We start from the raw sequence: 23,736 nt of genomic DNA on the forward strand, positions 1-23,736 counted from the left end.
CTTGATTCGATTTGTTAAAGAGCGGTTGGTTAAGAGCTTTTCGCCTCAACCGAGGCGCGCATTTTACGCTTTCCTCATTTGCTGTCAAGCGTTTATTTTGAAGTTTTTTACAACCGCTTTCTTTCGAAAGCTTCAACCTCAATAACTTACCGCTTGCCCCGAAGCGTTCATCGCTGCGAGGAGGCGAATAATACGCGCTTTGAAATCAGAGTCAACACCTTGATCTGAAAAAACTTTCCGCCAGTGTTTGGCCTCCATCCGGCAACTAATGAAGATGCAGCGAATCTGTAAAGAAACACCCCCACGGAGCGTAGCGGCCATGAGCGATGCGCAAAGCGAGAAAACCCCAGGCTTGTCGGCAGACGAAGAACAGGAAGTCAGCCATAACCAGCCACCGCGGGCAGCAGTGCTGCACGAAATCATTCGTTACCAAGGCGACCAGGAACTGGAGCGCACACTGGCCGCACTGTGGTGGTCGGCACTGGCTGCGGGCTTGTCCATGGGCCTGTCGCTCATGGCCATGGGGCTGTTCTATGCCCGCCTGCCGGAAGGTGACAGTGCCCAGGTGATAGCCAGCATCGGCTACAGTGCCGGCTTCCTCGCTGTGATCCTGGCGCGCCAGCAACTGTTCACCGAGAACACCTTGACTGCCGTGCTGCCAATCATGACCGCCCCTACCTTGGCCAACCTCGGGCGCCTGCTGCGCCTGTGGAGCGTGGTATTGCTCGGCAACCTTGCCGGTACCGTGCTGGTAGCCTGGGTAATGCTGGAATTGCCGATCTTCGACGCCAAGACCGACGTGGCTTTCCTTGAAGTCGGCCGCAAGGTGATGAAGAACGACATCAGCCAGATGTTCGCCAAAGGTATCGTCTCGGGCTGGATGATCGCCACCATGGTGTGGATGATTCCGTCGATGGAGCACGCCAAGATCTGGATCATCCTGATGATCACCTACCTGATGGCCCTGGGCGACTTCACCCATATCGTGGTCGGCTCGGTCGAGGTGTCCTACCTGGTCTGGGCCGGCGATGAAACCTGGCGTAGTTTCTGGTTGGAGTTCGCCCTGCCGACCCTGGCGGGCAACATCATTGGTGGCAGCTTCATCTTCGGCCTGATCAGCCATGCACAAGTACGTAGTGACAGCGGCAAACCGCCCTCGCGGCTACTCGAGGACGACCACCACACCTCCCCACCCAGCAAGGACGGCAACGAATGAACATCAGCGTGCCGTCACTGCACGTTCGGTCGACTGAGCATCGGCCTGTCGGCGTTCGAGGCTGGCCTGGAATCCCCCGAGCACTGGCTGGAACAGACGGACAAGGCGCTGTACACCGCCAAGCACGCTGGCCGCGACCAGGTCAATTTTGCCCGCAGCGAAGCTGCGACGCTCAGGCTGGCCTATCCTGATTGAACCTCCTTCCTGACTGCCTGGCGGGAGGCTGCTTGAAGGAGCCGCCTATGGCCAGGACCGCCGACCTTCCACCCGCCAGCCCCACACCGCGCGTCCAGGTGCACCGCCTCATTGCCGGCTTCAGCGTCATTTTCGGCCTGGCCTGCCTGGTCACCCTCGGCGCCCTGTTCAATATCGCAGCCACCCTTGATCATCAGGAGCGCCAGCGCAGCGCCTTCCATGCAACCCAGGCGCTGGAGCAACGGCTGCTCGCCTCGCGCCAGTTCCTGTCCAGCTACGCCGTGTGGGATGCCGCGTTCGAACACCTGGCGGGCCAGGCCGACTGGCAATGGGCCTACAAAGAAAAGAATGTGGGCGAGTCGCTGTACGGCGCCAGCGGCTATGAAGGCGTGTTCGTGGTGGAGAACGCGCGTACTACCTATGGCTTGTTCAAAGGCCAGCCCACCCAGGCGGCCGCCAGCACCTACATCAATGCAGCGCTGCAACCGATCATCGACCAGGCCCGTGCCGCAGCCATTGCACGCGAACAGATCACCCGTTTCGTCCTCTTCAACGGCTGGCCAGCCGTGCTCAGTGCCGCTGCCGTACGCCCGGACCGGGATGTCACCGACGAAGAAGTGAGCCAGGCGCCGGTGATGCTGTTCATCGACCAGCTTACCGAGGACAAGCTGGCGCGACTGGGCAGCGGTGCCGGCCTTGCCGGCATGCACCTGGAAAAGGATGATGTCGCCAAGCGCGGCCAGCCGCGCATCGAACTGGGCAAAACCGGCTACCACCTGTCCTGGAGCAGCCCTCTACCGGGGCGCCAACTGCTGTGGGCGGTGTTACCAGCGCTGTCATGTGCGCTGCTGATACTCGGCTTGATCATGCTGTACCTGTTTCGCCTCGCCTTGCGCAGTTCGCGGGCGATCGACCTCACGCTCGCGCACCTGCAGCAGAGCAACCAGGCCCTGGAGGCCAGCGAGCAACGTTTTCGCGCCGTGGCCGAGTCGGCGTCCGACTGGATCTGGGAAACCGACCGACAACAACGCCTGACCTACCTGTCGCAACGTTTTGCCAACGTCACCGGTTACCCGCTGGACGACTGGCTGGGCCACCCGCTCAACCAGTTGCTGGCCTGCGATACCACGCCACTATCGCCCTGGCTGGACGCCCTGACCACGGCCGACCCGCAACAACTGGCCAATCTGCGCTGTACCTACCGCGACCAGAATGGCCAGAACCGCTACTGCCGGATTTCAGCCCGCGCCATCTGGTACCAAGGCAAACCCGTGGGCTTTCGTGGTACCGCCAGCGACATCACTGACGAAGTCGACGCCCATGCGCGCATCCAGCACCTGTCGCTGCACGACCCATTGACCGGGCTAGCCAACCGTAACAAGCTCGCCAGGCACCTGGAACAGGCGCTGCTGCGCGGCAGCGATTCACCAGCATTGACCTTGCTGCTGCTGGACCTGGACAACTTCAAGCCGATCAACGACTCCCTCGGTCACGCCGCCGGGGACGCCGTGCTGCAGGAGGTGGCGACGCGCCTGCGCGACACCACCCGCGATGGCGACCTGGTTGCGCGCCTTGGCGGCGACGAGTTCATACTGGTGCTGACCGGCATGGACAACCGCAGCGAGATCGACCGCTTCTGCGCGCGGCTGATCAGCCGGCTGCAGCAACCCATCGCCTTCGACAACCAGCCACTGCACGTTGGCGCCAGCATCGGTGTCGCGCAAACCCGCACTCAGGGCTTCGATGCCAGCGAACTGATCCGCTGCGCCGACATCGCGCTGTACCAGGCCAAGGCCGACGGCAAGAACACCTGGCGCTACTTCGCTGCCGAAATGAATCAGCAGATCCAGTACCGTCGCCAGTTGGAGAACGACCTGCGTCGTGCCCTGCGCAACCAGGAGTTCGAACTGCATTATCAGCCGCGCTACCGCCTCAGCGACCTGCGCATCGTCGCGATCGAAGCCTTGCTGCGCTGGCAGCATCCGCAGGAGGGGTTGCTGGGGCCGGACATCTTCATCCCGTTGGCCGAACAGAGCGACATCATTGTCGCACTAGGCCGCTGGGTGCTGCGCGAAGCCTGCCGCACCGCCCACGACTGGCCCGCCGACGTGCTGGTTTCGGTGAACCTGTCGCCCGCACAATTCCTGCGCAGCGATGTGGTGGCCGACGTGCGTGAAATCCTGCTGGAAACCACCTTCCCTGCCCAACGCCTGGAACTGGAAATCACCGAGAACGTGATGCTCAACGACATCGAAGGCGCGTTGGGTACCATGCTGGCACTCAAGGAACTGGGCGTGCGCCTGAACATGGACGACTTCGGCACCGGCTACTCGTCGCTGGGTTACTTACGCACCTACCCGTTCGACAGCATCAAGATCGACAAGCGCTTCATCAGCGGCCTGAACAACCCCGGCGGCAGCGACCGCGCCGTAGTGCAGGCCATCATCAACCTTGGCGAGGCAATGGGGTTGACGGTGACGGCCGAGGGGGTGGAGAGCGAACAGCAGCTGCGGACGCTGCAAAAGGACCGCTGCCACGAGGTACAGGGCTATTACCTGAGCCGGCCGCTGGACAGTGCGGGGGTACAGGCGTTGTTGCACCAGGCATCCGAGCACTCGACACCCTACCTGTAACACGTGGAAGCAACTGTGTTGCTCAGAATCTGAAGGCTTGCACGCCAACCTGTGGGAGCAGGCATGCCTAACGCCAGTCAGTTAAGCCATTTGGGGCCGCTGTGCGGCCCATCGCCGGCAAGCCAGCTCCCACAGGGACTGCGCAAAGCTTGAGATCTGCAAGGTACCTGTGGGAGCTGGCTTGCCGGCGATGGGCTGCACAGCAGCCCCAACAATGTGCTTTATTAGGGCATGCCTGCTCCCACAGGTTGGCGTGCAAGCTTTCAGATTTTGAGCAAGACAGTTGCGCCTCTATTACAGAGCGGAATTGCCCTGCAAACTGCGCTCGGCCACGATTTCCGGCAGGTCGCTGCGGCGCAGATAGGCGCGCAGCGGCTCGCCGATGTTCAAGCGGTCATCCACATGCTGCTCCAGCAACAATGCCAACCGTTCACGGCACAGGGCCATGCGCTGCCCTTGCTCGGGCCGCCAGACGAACTCGCTGCAGGGGGTGATACTGGCGTCCGCCACGTCCATGCCGAACGAATCTTCGGAAAAACGCACGATATGAACGCCGCGCTTGCCATGAAAACCGACAAAGCCCTTGAGCTGATCGGCAGCGTTGCAGATGTCCTGGGAAGTAATGGCCATGACGTAACCTCGCAATGAAATCGGAAGATACGCACGCCAGGCGGGGAAGGGTCGCCTCTGTCGGGCCACTCGCAAGGGGCAGCCTAACGCAAGTGGCCGTCCATATGCCACGGCTTTGCTCAATCGCTGGCCTGTGCGTCGACCTGGTCGAGCAGTACTTCGGCCAGCCACTGCATGAACGCCTGTACCCGGCGTGGCACATGCCGTTGCCGGGCATATAACAGTGACACCGGCATGGCCGGAGCCTGCCAGTCTTCCAGTACCGACACCAGTTCGCCTCGCCGCAAGTGCTCGGCCACGCCCACTGCCGGCACCTGGATCAACCCCAGCCCCGCCAGGCAGGCCGCCGAGTAGGCCTCGGCATTGTTGACCGTGACCACCCCGGCCATGGCCTGGTACTGCAGCTCACCCTCGCGCAGGTATTCAAAACCGGCGCTACGCGCCCCCAGGCTACGCACGTAATGCACCAAGCGGTGCTCGGCCAGGTCCTGCAACGTGCGGGGCACGCCATGACGGGCCAGGTAGGCGGGGCTGGCGCAGTTGCGCATGCTCAGTTGCCCGACCGGCCGCGCCACCACGTCCAGGTCCTGCAGGGCGCCAATGCGCATCACGCAGTCGAACCCTTCGCGCAGCAGGTCGACCTGGCGGTCGGTGCAACTGAGTTCCACATCCAGGCGCGGGAAGCGCTGCAAAAACTGCGGCAGCGCCGGGATGATGACCCGGCGCGCCATCATGGTCGGCAGATCGATGCGCAGGCGCCCGACCAGTTCGGCATCGTCGGCGCTGAACAGGCTCTCGATCTCGTCCATGCCCGACAGCAGGTCCTTGCTACGCTCATACAGCAAGGCGCCATCCTGGGTCGCCTGCACCCGGCGGGTTGTGCGGTTGAACAATTGTGTGCCCAACAAGCGCTCCAGCGCCCTGACCTGCTCCGACACGGTCGAACGCGGCAGCCCCAGGCTCTCGGCAGCCAGGGTGAAACTACAGACCTCACTGACCCGCACAAAGGTGCGCAACAACTCCAGCTTGTTCACTCGGGCCTCGACTATCCGGTTTTAGCGAACAGTATTTCCATATTTGCTGGATTTAACAGCACCACGCCGACCAATAACCTGTGCTCACCAGCCCACCATGAGGTTTTCACCATGACCCGCAAGATTGCCCTGATCACTGGCGCCAGCCGCGGCCTGGGCCGCAATGCTGCCGAACACCTGGCCGCACGCGGCATCGATGTCATCGGCACCTACCACAGCAAGGCGGACGAAGCGCAAGCCGTAGCGGCCCGGCTGGAGCAGGCCGGGGTCAAGGCCGCCATGCTGCAACTGGACGTCGGCGACAGCGCCAGCTTTGCCGGCTTCACCGAGCGCCTGGGTGCGACGCTGCAGCAGCATTTCGGCCGCGAGCGTTTCGACTTCCTGGTGAACAATGCCGGGATCGGGCTGAACGTGCCGTACATCGAAACCAGCGAGGCGCAGTTCGACCAGTTGCTGAACATTCAGCTCAAAGGGCCCTTCTTCCTGACCCAGCGCCTGCTGCCGCTGCTGGTCGACAATGGCCGTATCGTCAATATTTCCACCGGCCTGGCGCGCTTCGCGTTGCCGGGGTATGCCGCCTATGCAGCGATGAAGGGGGCGATGGAAGTGCTGACCCGCTACCAGGCCAAGGAACTGGGGGCGCGTGGCATTCGCGTGAACATTCTGGCGCCAGGCGCGATCGAGACTGATTTTGGTGGCGGCGTGGTGCGAGATAACCAGCAGGTGAATGAGTACATTGCCGGTAATACCGCGCTGGGACGAGTGGGCTTGCCGGATGATATCGGGGCGGCGATTGCCTTGTTGCTGGAAGACGGCAATGGCTGGATTACCGGACAGCGGCTGGAGGTGTCGGGCGGGATGTTTCTCTAGATTCGAGATCTTGGGGCCACGTTGTGGCCCCAGTATCACTGCTCATGCACTTGCACACTCGCCGTCATCCCCGCACTCAGAGTCACCCCCTCTGGTACCTGATCCAGGCGAATGCGCACGGGTATGCGCTGCGCCAAGCGCACCCAGTTGAAGGTTGGCTCCACCTCCGGCAGCAACTGGCTGTCCGGGTTGCTGTTGCGGTCGGTGATGCCGCGGCTGATGCTTTCCACATGCCCCTGCATCGGTTCGCCCGCGCCCATCAGCCAGACCTTCACCGCGTCCCCCACGCGAATGCGCGGCAGCTTGGTTTCCTCGAAATAGGCCTGGATATAGAAGGTTGAATCATCCACCAGGGCCATAACCGCTTCCCCGGTGTTCACATAGTTGCCCTCGGCCAGACGCAGGTTGGTGATGTGCCCGCTACGGGGCGCGCGTACTTCACTGCGCTTCAGGTTGATCCTGGCAACCTGCAACTGCGCCTCGGCCTCATGCAGTTCGCCGCGGGCGATGGCCGCGTTGATCTGGGCGTTTTCGCGCAACTCGGCACTGATCGCCTCCGGCCCCAGCGCGGTACGCCGGGCCGCTTCGCGTTCGCGCAGGCGCAGTTGCTGGGTGCGGGTCTCGGTCACCGCGCTGGCCTGGTCGAAGGCCGCCTGGAAGCGCTCGCGGTCGATGCTCATCAACAGGTCGCCAGCCTTGACCTGCTGGTTGTCACGAACCTTGAGCTCGCGCACCCAGCCAGACACGTCAGGGGCGATCACCACCACATCGGCGCGCACACGGGCATCGCGGGTCCAGGGGGTGAGCATGTAGTACTGCCACAACTGGTAGCCGGCCAACACGGCCAGGGCCACCACACACAGGGTCACCAGAATACGTACGGCCGCACGCATCGAAACACTCCTTTATAAAGCTCCCAGCAGTCGTACCACCAGGAACAGCACACAAACGAACAGCGCCGCATCGAACAGCGCTTCATGCCAGATCCAACGCCCCAACGGTGTGGCCTGCACCAGCAGGCGCAGCAATCCGGTGAGCACCAGCGCCAACAACACATAAAGCAGAAACGGGCTGAGCAGTACCCCGCCCAGCTCCCATTCACGCAACCCCATGGGCTTCCTCCTGCCAGCGGCACCACTTGCCCCAGCTTTTCTGCAATTGCAGCACCGCGCCCTCGGCCAGCCGTAGCGGGTCGCTCGAAGGCAGCCGGTGCAAGGCGGCAATGAACTGTTCACTGGCGCTATCCAGATGTTGTCCACGCCCGGCGGCAGGCCCTTTGGCCAGTACCACCTCCACCTGTTGCAGGTACTCGCGCTCGGCTCGCCCCAAGGGCGCCTGGGCGACCGCCAGGCACATGCGCAGGTGCACCAGTTCGTCGCCGATATCCAACCCGTGCAGGCCGTCATCCCAGCGTTTGCGCTCGCCTTCCGGTAATTCACTGGCATGCCGCGCCAGTTGCATCAAGCGGTCGGCCATACGCCCGCCAAACCAGGTGTCGGCACCACGCAGATCGCGCCGGGTCAGGCGCACCAGGTCGCTCTGGGTGGCAGCGCGCAGGCGCCGGCCCAGCCAGGCCGGGTGGCGGAACACCAGTAGACGAAAGGCCATCACCGCCGCAGAAACCCCCACCAACATGGCCAAGGCACTGTTCAGCATCGTCGCTACGCCGAACTGCATGGCGTTGAGTGGCGACACCAGCACAATGAAGTGCAGACAATAGGAGGTGGCGGTGGCCCCGGTACGAGGGTGGGCCATGCCCAGCGCGCCAAGAAACAGCGGCACCCCCAGGCCCAGGCAGAGCATGGCGAAGCTGCTCCATTGCGGCAGCAGAACCTGCCCGACCAGAAACGCCACAGGTATCGCCAGGAAGATCCCGCGCAAGAAGCTCAAGCCGATCTGCGCGCCGTTCTCGCGGCTGGCGAACAGGCTGCAGACCACGCAAGTCAACACCAGGCCGCCCGGCGCCGAAGGCCAGGCCGTGGCCAGCCAGAAACCGCTCATGACCAGAAAGGCCAATGCGCTGCGTGAGCCGAACAGCAAGGCCAGCGACCAGTCGCGGTGCGCAGCCAGCCCCTGGGACACATCCTTGGGCGCCCTGCCCGCTTCCACATCCTCCAGCGCCTGGCTAGCGGCCATGGCGTAATCCAGCAGCAGGGCCATGCGCGCCAGGCAGAAGTGTTCCGCCGAACTGATCTGCTCATCGTGGGCAGCATCCCAGACACGCTGGCGCAGCAGCAACAGGCTGGGCTGGTCCGGCTTGCCCAGCAGCGCGCGCACTTCTGCCAACCAAGGCGCTAGGTGCCCGGCCTCGCGCTCGTCGAGTTGGCGCCATTGCCGACGCACCGAGCGAGAGATGCGCAGCAGCACCATCAGTTTCTGGCTCAGCCCGCGAATGGCGCGGGCACGCTGACGCCCGCGGTTGCCTTCGAACCAGGCATGTTCGCGCTGGCTATCGATGGCGACGATGCGCCCCAGGCTCTCCAGCAAGCCTTTGCGTGCCTCATCTTCGCCGCCGAGCATGGCACTGGCGGCTTGCAGGCCGTTGTGCCAAGCCTGGCGGGCCTGGCCACCCAGTTGCTGCTCCACCCGCATGGGCCAGAGCAAGGCACTGCTGGCGGTGGCGCAGAAAATCCCCAGGCAGATCTCGGTGCAGCGCGCCACGGCCTGGTCGAACACCTGCAGCGGGTGGTCGATGGCCGGCAAGGCGATGATCGCCGCGGTATAGCCGGCCAGCACGAAGGCATAGGCCCAGGCACTGCGCAGCTGGGTAGATGCAGCGGTGCACAGGGCCAGGGCGAGCAGGAACAGCCCGGGGGTCTGGGCGAACAGGCCGATGAACAGCACCGACATGACCGTACCCACCAAGGTGCCGGCCAGCCGCGCCAGGCCTTTCTGCACCACCATGCCTGATAACGGCTGGGCGACGATGAAGGCGGTCATCAGCGCCCATGACGGTTGCTCCAGGCCCCAGCGCATGGCCAGCCACAGCGCCAGGCCGCCACCGAACAGGGTCTTGATGGCGAACTTGAGGGCGAGGCTGCTGGGGGCGAACAGGGCCTGGAAAGTGATGGGCACGAGGCGGACCTTGCGGGGACGGTCTTACAGGAAAGATAGACAATGAGGGGAAGGATAAAGCGGAATAGATTAATTAGCTAGCTAATCATCTTTATTGAGATTCCCTGCCACAGGCAAAACACAAATCCCAGGCAAAAAAAATGGGCGACCGAAGTCGCCCTAAATGCCTTGCGTGCTCGTGTACCCGGAAGGTCAGCGCGGCTTGCGCTTGTTCGAGTCCTTCCAGATGAAAATGCCCAGACCGGCAAAGAAGGCAACCATCAACCCGACCGTTACCACACCGGCGATAACCACGTTGTCGAAGAACATGCGGGCCTCCCCATTCGTTTGCCGTTGTCCGATGGGTGCAAGTTAACCAATGTGGAGGCGGGGAAAATTGATCGGGGTCAATGGTGCCCGGGACCGGGCACGCGAGGCGGGTGCAGGGTTGACCTGCATCAAGTTTCAGCGCTTCTTGGGCTTGCCCTTGGGTTTCTTTTTCTTTGTGCCGTTCAACGGCAGCGCCTGCTCGAACGCGTTGCGCATTTCGTTCAAGCGCTTTTCCTTGAGGTCGTGGACACGCTTGGCGCGTTCGGCATCGAAATCGATGAGGTTGTCTTGGCTCATGGGTAGGCTCGACGATCAACTGAGACTTGCATGATGAAGCCAGCCACGGGCGCTGACCAGCCCCGCTTCAGACTTCGATGTCCACCAGCAGCCCCTGGCGTACGTGCTCGCCCATCAACGGCGCCACTGGCACGGTATTGTCGGCGTTGACCTCGTCGCCTGGCACGGCACTGTAGCGCTCTTCGTCGTCCTTCTGCCGGCGTCGTTGCTGGCGCTGCTGCTCATCGCGCAACAGCAGCGCCTGCTCCTGCGGGTCGCGCTGGCGCTTGAGGTCGATGGAGCTTTCGCCGGACGCCGGCTGCGCCGGAACCACAGGCTTGATGTCGGGGGTCGGCTTTACCGGGTCCTGTTGCGAGGTCACCGGGGCGGCACTGAGCGGAATGATCGGCGGCAGCATGGACGTTCTCCTATGCCCCTGTATCGGCAGGCTCGGGTTTACCTTGATATCACGGACAACACTTATTCGTCTTCGTCGCCAGGGTCATCGTAGGTTGGCGGGCTGGCTTCGCTCCAGGGCCGCTTGTAAACCTGCTGCCAGACCGCGTCCATATGGTCGCGCAGCACTTGCGGCGCGGCTTTGAGCGAGGCGCTGTCCTCGCGCTCGCCGCCGACCGGTTCCTCCCCCGCCGGGGTGATCTGCGACTGGCCGGTGATGGTGTAGCTGGCCTGCCCTTCGCGCATCTCGATGGCGATGTCGTGCGGGTCGATGCCACCGCCGCAGAAGGCGTGGCTGGCAACCGTCACCTCGGCGACGCCGTCTTTGTTCAGATCGCTGACCTCGCTGACATCGGTGTAGAAGTCCACATCCAGGTCCAGGCCCGGGCAGGTGGTTTCCTGCTCGATCTGCCAGCGCGCCTTGAACACGTCGCTGTCGTCGCTGCGCCCGTACAAGGTGGCCTTGAGCACCACCTTGTCCACTTCCTGCTCGCTTTCCGGGTCGCTGGCCTGGCCATCGCTGCGGCTCAATACCAGCAGGCCTTCACCGTCGCGGTCACGAAAGTGCACGCTCTTGATCGGCGTCTGCACGCCCAGTACCTCGAGCTGCTCCATCGGGATGGCGGGCAACGCCTCGAAGTTTTTCTGCTCGCAGGCGGCCAGCAGCAGCAGGCTGCCCACGACCATGGAAGCGCTGATCCAGCGGTGCTTGGCAGACATGTCGATCCTGGGCCCTCGTCGCAACACGGTACGGGGTGATGAAACGGCTAGACTGATGCACTTACTATTGCAGTTCGGCACCTTTCGGTGCGCTCGGCACTTTGGTCTGACCGGCCGATCCGTTAACATAATCGGCTTTTTCATCGCGGGAGTTCAGGCAGTATGGCGCAGCAGTATCAACCGGGGCAACGCTGGATCAGCGACAGCGAAGCCGAGCTCGGCCTGGGTACCATCCTGGCGCAGGATGGCCGCCTGTTGACCGTGCTCTACCCGGCCACTGGCGACACCCGTCAATATTCCCTGCGCAATGCGCCGCTGACCCGCGTGCGCTTCTCGCCAGGTGACCAGATCACCCACTTCGAAGGCTGGAAGCTGACCGTGCGCGAGGTCGAGGACATCGACGGGCTAATGGTCTACCACGGCCTGGACGGGCAGAACCAGCCACGCACCCTGCCAGAAACCCAGCTGTCGAACTTCATCCAGTTCCGCCTGGCCAGCGACCGCCTGTTCGCCGGGCAGATCGACCCGCTGGCGTGGTTCAGCCTGCGCTACAACACCCTGCAGCACACCAGCAAGCAGATGCAATCGGCGCTGTGGGGCCTGGGTGGCTGCCGCGCGCAACCGATCGCCCACCAGTTGCACATCGCCCGCGAAGTCGCCGACCGCAGCGCCCCGCGCGTGCTGCTGGCCGACGAAGTGGGCCTGGGCAAGACCATCGAAGCCGGCCTGGTGATCCACCGCCAACTGCTGTCGGGCCGCGCCAGCCGCGTGCTGATCCTGGTGCCGGAAAACCTTCAGCACCAGTGGCTGGTGGAAATGCGCCGCCGCTTCAACCTGCAGGTGGCCCTGTTCGACGCCGAACGCTTCATCGAAAGCGACGCCAGCAACCCATTCGAAGATGCCCAGCTGGCGCTGGTCGCCCTGGAATGGCTGGTCGACGACGAAAAGGCTCAGGACGCACTGTTTGCCGCCGGCTGGGACCTGATGGTGGTCGACGAAGCCCACCACCTGGTCTGGCACGAAGACCAGGTCAGCGCCGAATACGGCCTGGTCGAGCAACTGGCACAGGTGATCCCTGGCGTGCTGCTGCTCACCGCCACCCCGGAACAGCTCGGCCAGGACAGCCACTTCGCCCGCCTGCGCCTGCTCGACCCCAACCGTTTCCACGACCTGGCCGCCTTCCGCGCCGAGAGTGAACACTATCGCCCGGTAGCCGAAGCGGTCCAGGAACTGCTCGACGAAGGCCGCCTGTCGCCCAAGGCCCATGCCACCATCCAGGGCTTCCTGGGTGCCGAAGGCGAAGCCCTGCTGGCCGCGGTCAGCGACGGCGACAGCCAGGCCAGTGCCCGCCTGATCCGCGAACTGCTGGACCGCCACGGCACCGGCCGCGTGCTGTTCCGCAACACCCGCGCGGCGATCCAGGGCTTCCCCGAGCGCGAGTTGCACCCTTACCCGCTGGCCACGCCCGAGCAGTACCTAGACCTGCCAGCCGGCGAACACGCCGAGCTGTACCCGGAGGTCGCCTTCCAGGCCCAGGGCGAGGCGGCTGACGACGAGCGCTGGTGGCGTTTCGACCCGCGCGTCGACTGGCTGATCGACACCCTGAAAATGCTCAAGCGCACCAAGGTGCTGGTGATCTGCGCCCACGCCGAAACCGCCATGGACCTGGAAGACGCCCTGCGCGTGCGCTCCGGTATCCCGGCTTCGGTGTTCCATGAAGGCATGAGCATCCTCGAGCGCGACCGCGCCGCCGCCTACTTCGCCGACGAAGAGTTCGGCGCGCAGGTGCTCATCTGCTCGGAAATCGGCAGCGAAGGCCGCAACTTCCAGTTCGCCCACCACCTGGTGATGTTCGACCTGCCGGCGCACCCCGACCTGCTCGAGCAGCGCATCGGCCGCCTCGACCGTATCGGCCAGAAGCACACCATCCAACTGCACATCCCCTACCTGCAGGACAGCCCGCAAGAGCGCCTGTTCCAGTGGTACCACCAAGGCCTCAACGCCTTCCTCAATACCTGCCCCACCGGCAACGCCCTGCAGCATCAGTTCGGCCCACGCCTGCTGCCGCTGCTCGAGGGTGGCGAAAGCAAGGCCTGGGACACCCTGGTGGCCGACGCCCGCAGCGAGCGCGAGCGCCTGGAAGCCGAGCTGCACACCGGCCGTGACCGACTGCTGGAGCTCAACTCCGGCGGTGCCGGCGAAGGCCAGGCGCTGGTCGAGGCGATTCTCGAACAGGACGACCAGTTCGCCCTGCCGATCTACATGGAAACCCTGTTCGACGCCTTCGGCATCGACAGCGAAGACCATTCCGAGAACGCTTTGATCCTCAAGCCGAGCGAGAAGATGCTCGATGCCAGCTTCCCGCTGGGTGACGACGAAGGCGTGACCATCACCTATGACCGTGCCCAGGCGCTGTCGCGCGAGGACATGCAGTTCCTCACCTGGGAGCACCCAATGGTGCAGGGCGGCATGGACCTGGTGCTGTCCGGCTCGATGGGCAACACTGCCGTGGCACTGATCAAGAACAAGGCGCTCAAGCCGGGTACCGTGCTGCTCGAACTGCTGTTCGTCAGCGAAGTGGTGGCCCCACGCAGCCTGCAGCTGGGTCGTTACCTGCCACCGGCGGCATTGCGCTGCCTGCTCGACGCCAACGGCAACGACCTGGCTTCGCGCGTGGCCTTCGAGACCCTCAACGACCAGCTCGAGAGCGTGCCGCGCGCCAGTGCCAACAAGTTCGTCCAGGCTCAGCGCGACGTGCTGGCCAAGCGTATCAGTGGTGGTGAAGAGAAGATCATGCCAACGCACGTCGAGCGCGTGGCCGAGGCCCAGCGCCGCCTGGCGGCGGAGGCCGACGAAGAACTGGCCCGCCTGGTCGCGCTGCAAGCGGTCAACCCGAGCGTGCGTGACAGCGAGATCAACGCCCTGCGCAAGCAGCGTGAAGACGGCCTGGCGATGCTGGAGAAGGCAGCGCTGCGCCTGGAAGCCATTCGCGTGCTGGTGGCTGGCTGATCCCGGCCTGCGCCGCCCGTGTAGGAGCGGCCTTGTGGGAGCGGGCGTGCCCGCGAACACCGGCGAAGCCGGTGCCAGCCACCGCGCTGGATTCTTCGCGGGCACGCCCGCTCCCACAGAGGTCGCGTCGCGCATACGAATTGAGTCTCTGCGCGACAGCGCAGCCCTGCAGGGCTGGGTAATCTCCTACAGGGATGTCGCAATGGTCAAACTCTTTATTCCAACCTGCTATCAGGGCCATAACCAAATCATAGAAATCAATGTGCCATTATTCAGGAAGGCTTAAACACCTCTTCCTATACTGCCTCTGGACAGTCTGCACAGGGTCGTAGCGCAGACGAGTGAAAACTCGATCAAGAGGCACTCAATGGAATGGCTGGGGCTGCAACTGTTCGCCGACCTGCCGGCAACCGGGCGCATCGTCATCGATTGCCGGCATGAACCGTTCCTGGTTCTGCTCGCCTACTTCGTCGCCTGTGCGGCCTGCTTCGCCACCCTGGACATGGCCGAGCGCCAGTCCCACAGCGAAGACCCCACTGCCCACCGGCAATGGAACATGCTTGGCGCCTGCTGCCTGGCTGGAGGCATCTGGGCCATGCACTTCATCAGCATGCTGGCCTTCCAGGCCCCGGTGGAAGTGCACTACGACGTTTCCCTGACCATCCTCTCGCTGCTCATTGCCCTGGCCGTCGCCTGGCTGGCCATGCACAGCCTCGACCGCAAGCAGATGCGCGCGCATCACTTCCTGCAAAACGCATTGCTGATCGGCCTGGGCATCATCCTCATGCACTTCGTTGGCATGGCCGCGCTGGAAACCGGCGCCCACCAGTACTACCAGACCGGTCCGCTGCTGGCCTCTGTCGCCATCGCCCTGCTCACCAGCCTGGCCGCATTGTGCCTGGCCCGCTACTTCCGCAATGGCAGCGGCACCCTGTACCAGGCCACGAAATACGGCGCCAGCCTGCTGCTGGGCGGTGGCATCATCGCCACCCACTTCACCGCGATGTCTGCCATGACCCTGGTCGTCCCGGCCGATACCGCACTGCGCCTTCCCACTGCCGACAACAGCCTGCAGCTAGGGCTGGGCATTGGCTTCATCACCCTGTTGATCAGTGGCGCCAGCATCAGTGCCGCCCTGGCGGACAAGAAGCTGCAAAGCAAGGAGCACGACCTGCGCCGGGTCAACCTACTGCTCAGCCAACTGGACCAGGCCCGCGCGTCGTTGCTGCAGGCCGCGCACTACGATGCCCTGACCAACCTGGTCAACCGCCGCGGCTTCAACCAGGTGTTCGCCGAGCGCCTGGCCGAGCACCAGGCCACTCAAAGCCGCCTGGCGGTGATGTTCCTCGACATCGACCATTTCAAGCGCATCAACGACAGCCTTGGCCACGACGCTGGCGACGAGCTGCTCAAAGTGATCGCCAACCACATCCAGGCCGCCACCCGCAGCCACGACCTTGTCGCGCGCTTTGGCGGCGACGAGTTCTGCGTGGTCACCAGCCTCAACAGCCGTGACGAAGCCCGCCACCTGGCCCAGCGCATCATGCAACGAATGAAGGACCCCATCGACCTGGGCGGCCGGCGCATGGTCATGACCACCAGCATCGGCATCAGCATCTTCCCCGACGACGGCAACACCGCCGAAGAACTGCTCAAGCATGCCGACCTCGCCCTGTACCAGTCCAAGGGCAATGGGCGCAACAGCCTGAACTTCTTCAACGACAGCCTGAAGACCCAGGCCTCGATGGCCTTGCAATTGGAAGAAGAACTGCGCCTGGCCCTGCTCGAAGAACGGGGGTTATGCGTGCACTACCAACCAATTTTCGACCCAGGTACCGGGCACGTAGCCAAGCTCGAAGCCCTGGTGCGCTGGCAGCACCCGCAACACGGCCTGCTCGGGCCCGAGCGTTTTATCACCATCGCCGAAGCCAACGGCCTGATCATCGACCTCGACCTGTGGGTACTGCGCCATGCCTGTGCCGACCTGGCCTACCTGCAGCGCCGCGGTTATGACAACCTCAAGGTCACGGTGAACTGCTCGGCGGTCACCCTAAGCCACGATGAACTGGCCTGCGAGGTGGAAAAGGCGCTGCTCCACGCCGGCCTTGCTCCCCGGCAACTGGAGTTGGAGGTGACCGAGAACGCCCTGATGGGCGATATCCAGCGCACCGTCAACCTGCTCAAGCGCGTTCGCGCCTTGGGTGTGGCGTTGTCGATCGATGACTTCGGCACCGGTTACTCGTCACTGGCCTACCTCAAGCGCCTGCCGCTGGACGTGCTGAAGATCGACCGCAGCTTCCTGCAAGATGTGCCGGGCAGCCAGAAGGACCGCGAGATCGTCCAGGCGATCATCGTCATGGCGCATACCCTGCATTTGCAGGTAGTCAGCGAAGGCGTGGAGACCGTCGAACAGCTGGCGTTCCTCGAAACCCATGGCTGCGACTACCTGCAAGGCTACCTGTTGGCACGCCCGGTGCCGCTGGCCGAACTGCGGCCGCTACTGGAACGGCCGCAGCGCCACAGCGGCGTGCTCAACCCTTGCTACGGTACAGTTCTACCAGGGTCGCCGGATCTTTTTGCAGGTAACCCTGGCTACCGTGCAAGCGCATCAATTGCGCGGCAAGGCCACTGAGCGGCGTCGCCGAGCCCTGTTCACGAGAGAATTTGACCGCACCATCCAGGTCCTTGAGCAGCGTGCGCACGTGCCACTTGACCGGCTCGAAGCGGCTCTCGGCCATTTGTGGCGCCAGGATCTGCAGCGGTCTGGAATCGGCAAAGCCGCCAGCCAGCGCTTCGGCGAGCAGCGTCGCGTCCACACCGGACTGTTCCGCCAGCGCCACCACTTCGGCGATAACCAGGGCATTGCAGGCCACGATCATCTGGTTGCAGGCCTTGGTCACCTGGCCAGCGCCCACCGCCCCCATGTGCGTCACCCGCTGGCCGAGCACCTGCAGCACCGGGCGGGCACGCTGCAGGTCAGCCGCCTCGCCACCGACCATGATCGCCAGGGTGCCGGCTTCGGCCCCGGGCGTGCCGCCGGACACCGGGGCATCCAGCCAGGCCATGCCGCACAGCGCCGCAAGTTCGGCCGCCATTTCACGGGTGGCGGTAGGCTCCAGGCTGGAGAAATCGATCAGCAACTGGCCGCTGCTCCCGCCTTCGGCAATGCCCTGTTCGCCAAACACCACCTCACGCACCACGGCTGTGTCGGCCAGGCACAGCAGCACCATGTCGCTGTCACGGCACAATTCGGCCGGGCTGGTGGCCAGGCGTGCACCGGCTGCGATCAGTGCGGCGCACTTATCCGGGCTGCGGTTCCATACGGTCAGCGGGTAACCCGCTGCCAACAGGCGCCGGCACATGGGCAGGCCCATCAGGCCGATACCGGCGAATCCAAGCGAAGGTAGTTGTGAGCTCATGAACGACTCCAGACAATTGATATCGGTCTGGGCCGCTTTGCGGCCTTCGCGGGCATGCCCGCTCCCACAGGTCCAGTGCAAATGCTGAGACAGCACCCCACCTGTGGGAGCGGGCGTGCCCGCGAAGGGCTGCAAGGCAGCCCCATTACGCATCCCGTAAACTGTTACCGCCACGCCGAATTGTTACTTACCTCTACCCGCCTTGAGTGCCATCAAGCACCAAATCGGGGCTGCTGCGCGTTTTTGCGCACCAAAAACGATCATGCCTCTGCCAGGCGCTTCACCTGGATCACGATGAACGGCGAAACCACTACCGCCCAGATCTCTGGATCGCGGCTTTGCAGGGCCTGGGCCTGCTCGGCCGTGACCGGCCCTACAGTGCCATCACTACGCCACTTGGCGAAGATCTCGCTGCGATTCTCGGCCATCGCCTCGGCAACAGTGATCAGATCCAGGCTTGGATCGACCCAAATCAGGTCACCCTTGGCCCAGAAACGCTCCAGCGCTTTCCACTCGATGATTGCCGTCTCGCCAAGCAATTTGGCATAGAGGGTGCTTGTTTGATCAGTCATGGGTAGTACCCGCAAAAATCGGCCAATAAAAAAGGCCGGCATTTTTGCAGAAAAACCCGGTTTCAAATATGTAATTTGGTCGATTGACCCCGAACTTGTGGCTCGGGGTCGCAGATGCAGGCAGTTTGATGGCGCCTTTCTGTATCTTTATGTCGATCAAGCGACACCCCAGGGAATAGGCACTTTTCGACCGCTTTTCAAGCGCTCGAACAGCGCTCTACACTGTACCGGTACAGTTCCGGGACATGTTCCGGGGGAAGGTGGGCTTGCGCGTTGGCATGGCCACGCCGCAAATCCCGCCCGGTCTGTAGCCCTGGCCGCCAGGACTATAAGAATTACAACAGAATGAGTGGAGCACTATGATCAAGATTTCCAAGCTGTTCGCTGCAATGGTACTGGCCGGGGTAGCCAGCCATTCGTTTGCCGCCGATACCATCAAGATCGGGATTGCAGGCCCTAAAACCGGCCCTGTGACCCAGTACGGCGACATGCAGTTCATCGGCGCCAAGCAAGCCATCAAGGATATCAACGCCAAGGGCGGCGTCGATGGCAAGATGCTCGAAGCCAAGGAATACGACGACGCCTGCGACCCTAAACAGGCCGTGGCAGTCGCCAACAAAGTGGTCAACGACGGCGTCAAGTTCGTCATCGGCCACCTGTGCTCCAGCTCCACCCAGCCTGCGTCCGACATCTACGAAGACGAAGGCGTGATCATGATCACCCCAGCTGCCACCTCCCCGGAAATCACCGCCCGTGGCTACAAGCTGATCTTCCGCACCATCGGCCTGGACAGCGCTCAGGGCCCGGCAGCCGGCAACTACATCGCCGACCACGTCAAGCCGAAGGTGGTCGCTGTGCTGCACGACAAGCAGCAGTACGGTGAAGGCATCGCCACCGCGGTCAAGCAGACTCTGGAAGGCAAAGGCACCAAGGTTGCCGTGTTCGAAGGCCTGAACGCCGGTGACAAGGACTTCTCCTCGATCATCCAGAAGCTCAAGCAGAACAACGTCGACTTCGTCTACTACGGCGGCTACCACCCAGAGCTGGGCCTGATCCTGCGCCAGGCTCAGGAAAAGGGCCTGAAAGCCAAGTTCATGGGCCCGGAAGGCGTGGGCAACGACTCCATCTCGCAGATCGCCCAGAACGCCTCCGAAGGCCTGCTGGTGACCCTGCCGAAGTCGTTCGACGCCGATCCTGAGAACAAGGCCATCGTCGACGCCATCAAGGCTGACGGCAAGGACCCAAGCGGCCCGTTCGTGTTCCCGGCCTACTCGGCAGTGGAACTGATCGCCCAGGGCATCCAGGCGGCCAAGTCCGAAGACACCGAGAAAGTGGCCGAGGCCATCCACGCGGGTTCCTTCAAGACCCCGACCGGCACCCTGTCGTACGACGAAAAAGGCGACCTGAAAGACTTCAAGTTCGTGGTCTACGAATGGCACTTCGGCAAGCCGAAGACCGAAGTCTCCCCTCAGTAACTGCGTGACTAATAGCTGACCGTAAAGCCCACTGTGCGAGCAGTGGGCTTTGTTTTACGAGGTTCATGGGTCTGACTCCCGCGATCCGGGGGCGGGCTCACCTGAAAATCTTAAAACCGTCACCCGCGGTTTCCTGGCCGTACCCCCGCCAGCGAAATGCAAATCAGGTTTTTAGGAGCGCTGTAATGCCTGAGATCTACCATTTCTTCCAACAACTGGTTAATGGATTGACCATCGGCAGCACCTATGCCTTGATCGCCATCGGCTACACGATGGTGTACGGCATCATTGGCATGATCAACTTCGCCCACGGCGAGGTGTACATGATCGGTTCCTATGTGGCCTTCATTGCCCTCGCGGGCCTGGCCATGATGGGTATCCATTCGCTGCCGATCCTGATGACCGTCGCCTTCGTCGCGACGATCTTCGTCACCAGTGCCTATGGCTACAGCATCGAACGGGTTGCCTACCGCCCCCTGCGCAACAGCAACCGCTTGATTCCGCTGATTTCCGCCATCGGCATGTCGATCTTCCTGCAGAACACCGTCTTGCTGTCGCAAGACTCCAAGGACAAATCCATCCCCAACCTGATCCCCGGCAGCTTCTCGTTCGGGCCAGGCGGTGCTGAAGAAGTCCTGATCAGCTACATGCAGATCCTGGTGTTCGTGGTCACCCTGGTGGCCATGACCTGCCTCACCCTGTTCATCTCCCGTTCCCGCCTGGGCCGCGCCTGCCGTGCCTGCGCCGAGGACATCAAGATGGCCAACCTGCTGGGCATCAACACCAACAACATCATCGCCCTCACCTTCGTCATCGGTGCCGCCTTGGCGGCGGTGGCGGCCGTGCTGCTGAGCATGCAGTACGGGGTGATCAACCCCAACGCCGGTTTCCTGGTAGGCCTGAAGGCCTTCACCGCGGCGGTGCTGGGTGGCATCGGCAGCATCCCGGGCGCCATGCTCGGCGGGCTGGTGCTGGGCGTGGCCGAAGCCTTCGGCGCCGATATCTTCGGCGACCAGTACAAGGACGTAGTGGCATTCGGCTTATTGGTTCTTGTCCTGCTGTTCCGGCCGACCGGCATCCTGGGCCGCCCGGAGGTTGAAAAAGTATGAACAGAAATCTCAAACAGGCGTTCTTCAGCGCCTTGCTGGTATGGGCTGTGGCCTTCCCAGTGCTGGGCCTGAAACTGAGCATCGACGGCATCAGCCTGATCGTGCACAGCCAAGGCTCGTTCACCATCAGCATCATCGCCGTGTGCTCGGTCCTGATGTTCCTGCGCGTGCTGTTCGACAGGCAGTGGAACTCGGTGATACGTCGCCGTTCGGATCGCAAGCTGGTCCCGCCCGCCGTCAGCAACTACCTGACCCTGCCGAAAACCCAGCGCTGGGTGATCCTGGGGCTGGTCGTCGTGGCCCTGGTGTGGCCGTTCTTCGGCTCGCGCGGGGCGGTCGACATTGCCACGCTGATCCTGATCTACGTGTTGCTGGGCCTGGGCCTGAACATCGTGGTCGGCCTGGCGGGCCTGCTCGACCTGGGTTACGTCGGCTTCTACGCGGTCGGCGCCTACAGCTACGCCATGCTCTCGCACTACCTGGGCTGGAGCTTCTGGGTGTGCCTGCCGATCGCTGGCCTGATGGCCGCTATCTTCGGCTTCCTGCTCGGCTTCCCGGTGCTGCGCCTGCGCGGTGACTACCTGGCGATCGTGACCCTTGGCTTCGGCGAGATCATCCGCCTGTTCCTGCGCAACCTCACCGACTGGACCGGCGGCCCCAACGGCATCAGCAACATCCCTAAACCGGAACTTTTCGGCCTCACCTTCGAGCGCCGCGCCGCCGAGGGCATGCAGACCTTCCACGAGTTCTTCGGGCTGCAATACAACTCGATCAACAAGGTCATCTTCCTGTACCTGGTGGCCCTGCTGCTGGCCCTGCTGGCGCTGTTCGTGATCAACCGCCTGCTGCGCATGCCGATCGGCCGCGCCTGGGAAGCCCTGCGCGAAGACGAGATCGCCTGCCGCGCACTGGGCCTGAACCCGACCGTGATCAAGCTCTCGGCGTTCACCCTGGGTGCCTGCTTCGCCGGTTTCGCCGGCAGCTTCTTCGCCGCCCGCCAAGGGTTGGTGACACCCGAGTCGTTCACCTTCATCGAGTCGGCGATCATCCTCGCCATCGTCGTGCTCGGCGGCATGGGCTCACAACTGGGCGTGATCCTCGCGGCCATCGTGATGATCCTGCTGCCCGAGCTGATGCGTGAGTTCAGCGAATATCGGATGCTGATGTTCGGTGCGCTGATGGTGTTGATGATGATCTGGCGTCCGCAAGGCCTGCTGCCTATGCAACGCCCACACATGGAGCTGCGTCGATGAGCCGCGAAATTCTGCAAGTCAGCGGCCTGAGCATGCGCTTCGGCGGCTTGTTGGCGGTCAACGGCGTGGGCCTGACCGTCAAGGAAAAACAGGTGGTGGCGCTGATCGGCCCGAACGGTGCCGGCAAGACCACCGTGTTCAACTGCCTGACCGGCTTCTACAAGCCCAGCGGCGGCACCATCCTGCTCGATGGCCAGCCGATCCAGGGCCTGGCCGGCCACCAGATCGCCCGCAAGGGCGTGGTGCGGACCTTCCAGAACGTGCGCCTGTTCAAGGAAATGACCGCGCTGGAAAACCTGCTGATCGCCCAGCACCGCCACCTGAACACCAACTTCTTCGCCGGCCTGCTCAAGACCCCGAGCTTCCGCCGCAGCGAGAAAGAGGCCATGGAGCGCGCGCAGTATTGGCTGGAGAAGGTCAACCTGACCGATTTCGCCAACCGTACCGCTGGCACCCTCGCCTACGGCCAGCAGCGCCGCCTGGAAATCGCCCGCTGCATGATGACCCAACCACGCATCATCATGCTCGACGAACCTGCCGCGGGCCTGAACCCGAAGGAGACCGAAGACCTCAAGGCGCTGATCGCCTACCTGCGTGAGTCGCACAACGTCACCGTGCTGCTGATCGAGCATGACATGAAGCTGGTGATGAGCATTTCCGACCATATCGTGGTGATCAACCAGGGCACCCCCCTGGCCCACGGCACGCCGGAAGAGATCCGCGACAACCCTGACGTGATCAAAGCCTACCTGGGGGAAGCGTAAATGTTGAAGTTCGAGAACGTTTCCACCTTCTACGGCAAGATCCAGGCGCTGCACAGCGTCAACGTGGAGATCAACCAAGGCGAGATCGTCACCCTGATCGGCGCCAACGGTGCCGGCAAGTCGACCTTGCTGATGACCCTGTGCGGCTCGCCGCAGGCGCACAGCGGCAGCATCAAGTACCTGGGTGAAGAACTGGTCGGCCAGCCGTCCTCGCACATCATGCGCAAGAGCATTGCCGTGGTCCCCGAAGGCCGCCGCGTGTTCGCCCGCCTGACCGTCGAGGAAAACCTGGCGATGGGCGGTTTCTTCACCGACAAGGGCGACTACCAGGAGCAACTGGACAAGGTGTTGCAGCTGTTCCCGCGCCTGAAGGAACGTTACATGCAGCGTGGTGGCACCATGTCCGGTGGCGAGCAGCAAATGCTCGCCATTGGCCGGGCGCTGATGAGCAAGCCCAAGCTGCTGCTGCTCGACGAGCCGTCGCTGGGCCTGGCGCCGATCATCATCCAGCAGATCTTCGACATCATCGAACAGTTGCGCCGCGATGGCGTGACCGTGTTCCTGGTGGAGCAGAACGCCAACCAGGCGCTGAAGATCGCTGACCGGGCCTATGTGCTGGAGAACGGCCGGGTGGTGATGCAGGGTACCGGCGAAGCGCTGTTGACCGACCCGAAGGTGCGCGACGCGTATCTGGGGGGTTGATCAGGGAAAGGGCCTTCGG

The 23,736-nt window shown here is 63.1% G+C and carries 21 protein-coding genes and 1 pseudogene; 11 read left to right on the forward strand and 11 right to left on the reverse strand.

Features of this window, described 5'->3' with window-relative positions; all coding sequences use genetic code 11:
- Positions 1-319 precede the first annotated feature (319 nt).
- From TZ03_RS21380 to TZ03_RS21385, 3 genes and pseudogenes are all read left to right on the forward strand, one after another.
- Positions 320-1,216 (forward strand): formate/nitrite transporter family protein, encoded by an 897-nt coding sequence (locus TZ03_RS21380; RefSeq protein ID WP_051100275.1) that lies wholly within the window; start codon positions 320-322, stop codon positions 1,214-1,216.
- A 33-nt stretch (positions 1,217-1,249) separates the two neighbouring features.
- Positions 1,250-1,411, forward strand: a pseudogene (locus TZ03_RS31570) (diguanylate cyclase AdrA); the annotation flags it as partial.
- Positions 1,412-1,458: 47 nt separating this feature from the next.
- Positions 1,459-4,044, forward strand: a complete 2,586-nt coding sequence (locus tag TZ03_RS21385) for an EAL domain-containing protein (RefSeq protein ID WP_051100276.1) — start codon at positions 1,459-1,461, stop codon at positions 4,042-4,044.
- 294 nt (positions 4,045-4,338) lie between these two features.
- Here TZ03_RS21385 and TZ03_RS21390 read toward each other — a convergent pair whose 3' ends face one another.
- Positions 4,339-4,674: a DUF2025 family protein gene (locus TZ03_RS21390; RefSeq protein ID WP_051100277.1), complete on the reverse strand. Its 336-nt coding sequence runs from the start codon at positions 4,672-4,674 to the stop codon at positions 4,339-4,341.
- 119 nt (positions 4,675-4,793) lie between these two features.
- The gene (locus TZ03_RS21395) at positions 4,794-5,708 is read right to left on the reverse strand and encodes a LysR family transcriptional regulator (protein WP_051100278.1); all 915 of its coding nucleotides are present in this window, start codon (positions 5,706-5,708) and stop codon (positions 4,794-4,796) included.
- 111 nt (positions 5,709-5,819) lie between these two features.
- On the opposite strand from TZ03_RS21395, the gene TZ03_RS21400 reads away from it, so the two are divergent.
- Positions 5,820-6,578, forward strand: coding sequence for an SDR family NAD(P)-dependent oxidoreductase (locus tag TZ03_RS21400; RefSeq protein WP_051100279.1), 759 nt, complete (start codon positions 5,820-5,822; stop codon positions 6,576-6,578).
- Between the two features lie 35 nt (positions 6,579-6,613).
- On the opposite strand, the gene TZ03_RS21405 is transcribed toward TZ03_RS21400, so the two are convergent.
- The 7 genes from TZ03_RS21405 to TZ03_RS21430 all read right to left on the reverse strand — a co-directional run bounded on the left by TZ03_RS21405 (position 6,614) and on the right by TZ03_RS21430 (position 11,414).
- A complete protein-coding gene (locus tag TZ03_RS21405) occupies positions 6,614-7,471 on the reverse strand; it encodes an HlyD family secretion protein (protein ID WP_051100280.1) in 858 nt (285 codons plus the stop codon).
- Between the two features lie 12 nt (positions 7,472-7,483).
- Positions 7,484-7,690 (reverse strand): DUF1656 domain-containing protein, encoded by a 207-nt coding sequence (locus tag TZ03_RS21410; protein WP_051100281.1) that lies wholly within the window; start codon positions 7,688-7,690, stop codon positions 7,484-7,486.
- Positions 7,677-9,653: an FUSC family protein gene (locus TZ03_RS21415; protein WP_051100282.1), complete on the reverse strand. Its 1,977-nt coding sequence runs from the start codon at positions 9,651-9,653 to the stop codon at positions 7,677-7,679. Before TZ03_RS21415 ends, TZ03_RS21410 begins: the two co-directional genes overlap by 14 nt.
- A gap of 192 nt (positions 9,654-9,845) precedes the next feature.
- A complete protein-coding gene (gene ccoM / locus TZ03_RS31825) occupies positions 9,846-9,962 on the reverse strand; it encodes a cytochrome c oxidase subunit CcoM (RefSeq protein ID WP_003254862.1) in 117 nt (38 codons plus the stop codon).
- 135 nt (positions 9,963-10,097) lie between these two features.
- Positions 10,098-10,259 (reverse strand): hypothetical protein, encoded by a 162-nt coding sequence (locus TZ03_RS31285; RefSeq protein WP_177328496.1) that lies wholly within the window; start codon positions 10,257-10,259, stop codon positions 10,098-10,100.
- Positions 10,260-10,326: 67 nt separating this feature from the next.
- On the reverse strand, positions 10,327-10,656 hold the full coding sequence (locus TZ03_RS21425; RefSeq protein WP_051100283.1) for a hypothetical protein: 330 nt from the start codon (positions 10,654-10,656) through the stop codon (positions 10,327-10,329).
- A 62-nt stretch (positions 10,657-10,718) separates the two neighbouring features.
- Positions 10,719-11,414, reverse strand: coding sequence for a M949_RS01915 family surface polysaccharide biosynthesis protein (locus TZ03_RS21430; protein WP_051100284.1), 696 nt, complete (start codon positions 11,412-11,414; stop codon positions 10,719-10,721).
- 162 nt (positions 11,415-11,576) lie between these two features.
- On the opposite strand from TZ03_RS21430, the gene rapA reads away from it, so the two are divergent.
- Together rapA and TZ03_RS21445 are read left to right on the forward strand one after the other, a co-directional pair.
- Complete coding sequence (rapA, locus tag TZ03_RS21435) at positions 11,577-14,423, forward strand: RNA polymerase-associated protein RapA (RefSeq protein ID WP_051100285.1); 2,847 nt, start codon at positions 11,577-11,579, stop codon at positions 14,421-14,423.
- Between the two features lie 367 nt (positions 14,424-14,790).
- A complete protein-coding gene (locus TZ03_RS21445) occupies positions 14,791-17,055 on the forward strand; it encodes a putative bifunctional diguanylate cyclase/phosphodiesterase (protein WP_051100287.1) in 2,265 nt (754 codons plus the stop codon).
- Here TZ03_RS21445 and TZ03_RS29095 read toward each other — a convergent pair.
- Together TZ03_RS29095 and TZ03_RS21455 are read right to left on the reverse strand one after the other, a co-directional pair.
- Positions 16,955-17,842, reverse strand: a complete 888-nt coding sequence (locus TZ03_RS29095; RefSeq protein ID WP_082056680.1) for an NAD(P)-dependent oxidoreductase — start codon at positions 17,840-17,842, stop codon at positions 16,955-16,957. The two genes, TZ03_RS21445 and TZ03_RS29095, sit on opposite strands and share 101 nt — an antisense overlap.
- Positions 17,843-18,102: 260 nt before the next feature.
- Positions 18,103-18,414, reverse strand: coding sequence for a DUF2288 domain-containing protein (locus TZ03_RS21455; RefSeq protein WP_051100288.1), 312 nt, complete (start codon positions 18,412-18,414; stop codon positions 18,103-18,105).
- A 359-nt stretch (positions 18,415-18,773) separates the two neighbouring features.
- Here TZ03_RS21455 and TZ03_RS21460 point away from each other — a divergent pair, with 359 nt between their 5' ends.
- The 5 genes from TZ03_RS21460 to TZ03_RS21480 all read left to right on the forward strand — a co-directional run bounded on the left by TZ03_RS21460 (position 18,774) and on the right by TZ03_RS21480 (position 23,717).
- Complete coding sequence (locus TZ03_RS21460; protein WP_051100289.1) at positions 18,774-19,889, forward strand: branched-chain amino acid ABC transporter substrate-binding protein; 1,116 nt, start codon at positions 18,774-18,776, stop codon at positions 19,887-19,889.
- Between the two features lie 185 nt (positions 19,890-20,074).
- Positions 20,075-20,998 carry a high-affinity branched-chain amino acid ABC transporter permease LivH gene (gene livH / locus TZ03_RS21465; protein ID WP_025340356.1) on the forward strand — a complete coding sequence of 308 codons (924 nt, stop codon included), beginning with the start codon at positions 20,075-20,077 and terminating at the stop codon, positions 20,996-20,998.
- Positions 20,995-22,251 carry a high-affinity branched-chain amino acid ABC transporter permease LivM gene (locus tag TZ03_RS21470; protein ID WP_051100290.1) on the forward strand — a complete coding sequence of 419 codons (1,257 nt, stop codon included), beginning with the start codon at positions 20,995-20,997 and terminating at the stop codon, positions 22,249-22,251. Before livH ends, TZ03_RS21470 begins: the two co-directional genes overlap by 4 nt.
- Positions 22,248-23,015 carry a high-affinity branched-chain amino acid ABC transporter ATP-binding protein LivG gene (gene livG / locus TZ03_RS21475; protein ID WP_051100291.1) on the forward strand — a complete coding sequence of 256 codons (768 nt, stop codon included), beginning with the start codon at positions 22,248-22,250 and terminating at the stop codon, positions 23,013-23,015. Before TZ03_RS21470 ends, livG begins: the two co-directional genes overlap by 4 nt.
- The gene (locus TZ03_RS21480) at positions 23,016-23,717 is read left to right on the forward strand and encodes an ABC transporter ATP-binding protein (protein WP_021785841.1); all 702 of its coding nucleotides are present in this window, start codon (positions 23,016-23,018) and stop codon (positions 23,715-23,717) included.
- Positions 23,718-23,736 lie beyond the last annotated feature (19 nt).

The sequence above is a fragment of the Pseudomonas sp. 10-1B genome (assembly GCF_000935045.1).
In the GTDB taxonomy this organism is placed as follows: domain Bacteria; phylum Pseudomonadota; class Gammaproteobacteria; order Pseudomonadales; family Pseudomonadaceae; genus Aquipseudomonas.